General features: G+C 66.1%; 4 protein-coding genes. 1 reads left to right on the top strand and 3 read right to left on the bottom strand.

What is annotated here, in order from left to right:
- Positions 1 to 43: 43 nt before the first annotated feature.
- Genes JCM19049_RS13255 through JCM19049_RS13250 form a run of 3 tightly spaced genes read right to left on the bottom strand, consistent with a single transcriptional unit; the run spans position 44 to position 973 of the window.
- Positions 44 to 298: a hypothetical protein gene (locus JCM19049_RS13255; protein ID WP_054821820.1), complete on the bottom strand. Its 255-nt coding sequence runs from the start codon at positions 296 to 298 to the stop codon at positions 44 to 46.
- Positions 241 to 474, bottom strand: a complete 234-nt coding sequence (locus JCM19049_RS23570; RefSeq protein WP_374700315.1) for an acyl-CoA thioesterase — start codon at positions 472 to 474, stop codon at positions 241 to 243. The genes JCM19049_RS13255 and JCM19049_RS23570 overlap by 58 nt, the downstream gene beginning before the upstream one ends.
- A 34-nt stretch (positions 475 to 508) precedes the next feature.
- Positions 509 to 973 carry a pyrimidine dimer DNA glycosylase/endonuclease V gene (locus JCM19049_RS13250; RefSeq protein WP_054821819.1) on the bottom strand — a complete coding sequence of 155 codons (465 nt, stop codon included), beginning with the start codon at positions 971 to 973 and terminating at the stop codon, positions 509 to 511.
- A gap of 185 nt (positions 974 to 1,158) precedes the next feature.
- On the opposite strand from JCM19049_RS13250, the gene JCM19049_RS13245 reads away from it, so the two are divergent.
- Positions 1,159 to 1,744: AmiS/UreI family transporter (locus JCM19049_RS13245; RefSeq protein ID WP_054821818.1), on the top strand; the 586-nt coding region annotated here is incomplete at its 3' end.

Genomic DNA, 1,744 nt, shown 5'->3' with positions numbered 1-1,744 from the left:
CCCTTCCCCGGCGCCGCAAGGGGAAGCACCGGCGGCGCGGACGCTATGCGTTGCCGACGCTGAGCATCTGGTCCTGCAGCCATTGGCGTTCGGCAGGGGCGGGCAGGCGTGAGGACACGCCATCGGTGTCCAAGGCCACCATCACCGTGGTTCCGTCAAAGGCGACCTGGCCGTCCTGGTAACCCAGGTGCCGCAGGGCAAAGGACTTGGTGCCGATTCGGTCCACCCCCATGCGAACCGTCATGGACGGCCGGTAGTACAGCGGCTTGAGGTAGTTGATCTGCAGCGCGGCAACCACCAGCCCGTTGCCGAAGCGTTCGGCGATTCCATCACGGCGCAGCAGCGGACCCGGGCCTCCTCCATCAACGTCACGATCCGGGCGTTGTTCACGTGGCCCAGCTTGTCCTCGTCGCTCCAACGCAACTGGATTTCAATGTCGGTCCCACCGGTGGGGAATGGTGAAGTTTGGCTCATTCCCCCATTTCAGCAACTTCCCGGCGCCGCGGCATCATCCGTTACGCGTGATGGCCGTGTCCTTCTCCCAGGGTTCCACGGATCCGGGAACCAGGTGAAACAGCGGATGCAACGGCAGCTGCTGGACCCCAAGGCGGCGCAGCGGCTCGGCACGCTGCGGGTCGCGGATAAATAGCTTGCCCAGCAGGTGCTGTCGTTCGAAGGCCGCCTGCCCGCTGGGCAGTGCCAGGGTCGGCTCCCCCGCCGCCGGGTGTGGTTCGCGGATGCGCGAGGGGTCGAAGTGGTAGCCACGGTTCGCGGCCTCATCCCACAGTCCCTGCAGGTAACGGCCGATGACCGCCAGCGGCTGGTCCACGGCCCGGAAGCGCACCAGCTGCGGGTGCGCGGTGTACCCCTTGGTTTGTCCGGCCAGGACCTTTTGCGCCAGCAGCGTTTCACGCCAGCAGGCCACCAGTCCCTTGGCGTCGAGCAGGCTTGGATGCAGGGACCATAGTCGCATGGCCACAGTCTACGCATCGAGCGCGGCGCACACCACGGCCCCGGGCCAGTGCCGCCGGTCACGTTCAAGCCCCGGGGGCGCTACAATATGTTCAACCGCTGCTCTGGCGGCCAAAATCTTCCCGGTTCGCTGCCGCGACCCGGTTGAGCCCAATTGCCCCGGCAATGCATGGCGAGGAGTGGAATATGGAACATGTGGGACTGGTATTCGTCGGTGTCATTTTGCTGGTCAACGGCCTGGCCGCGGCCGGGATTATTGGCGCGAGGTCCACTATTCCCCTAAATTTCCTGGTGGGGACCATCCAGGTGGTGCTGCCCACCATCATCCTGGCCCAAGCCGGCGGTGACCCGCAGCTGGTGTCCGGCGCGTGGCCCAGCTACCTGTTTGGCATCACCTATCTCTGGGTGGGCTACAGCCTGGTCACCGGCGCCGAAGAGCACGGCTTTGGCTGGTACTGCCTGTTCGTGGCGGCCATTGCGCTGTATCAGGCGTTGTCCCTGCTGGGCAGCGACCCGGTGTTTGCGGTGATCTGGCTCTGCTGGGCGGTGGCCTGGTTCCTGTTCTTCTGGCGCCTGTCCCTGGGCCGGGAACGGGCCGGCGAGGTGGACATCCAGCGTTTTACCGGCTGGTTCCTGGTCCTCACCGGGATTCCCAGCAGCACGGTGCCGGCCCTGTTCCTGATGCGCGGCAGCTGGACCACCCTGCCGCTGGCCGGTGGCTTGTGCCTGGCGGCCCTGGTGCTGGTCCTGCTGGTGTGCAGCCAGTTGGCGC

Source organism: Arthrobacter sp. JCM 19049 (genome assembly GCF_001310435.1).
Note: the sequence above shows the minus strand (reverse complement) of the source record. Positions and strands in the feature narration are given on the sequence as shown.

What these genes read in the sequence shown, in the direction of transcription:
- JCM19049_RS23570 (WP_374700315.1), bottom strand. Translation starts at nt 474, where the DNA reads ATGAGCCAAACTTCACCATTCCCCACCGGTGGGACCGACATTGAAATC.
- JCM19049_RS13250 (WP_054821819.1), bottom strand. Translation starts at nt 973, where the DNA reads ATGCGACTATGGTCCCTGCATCCAAGCCTGCTCGACGCCAAGGGACTG.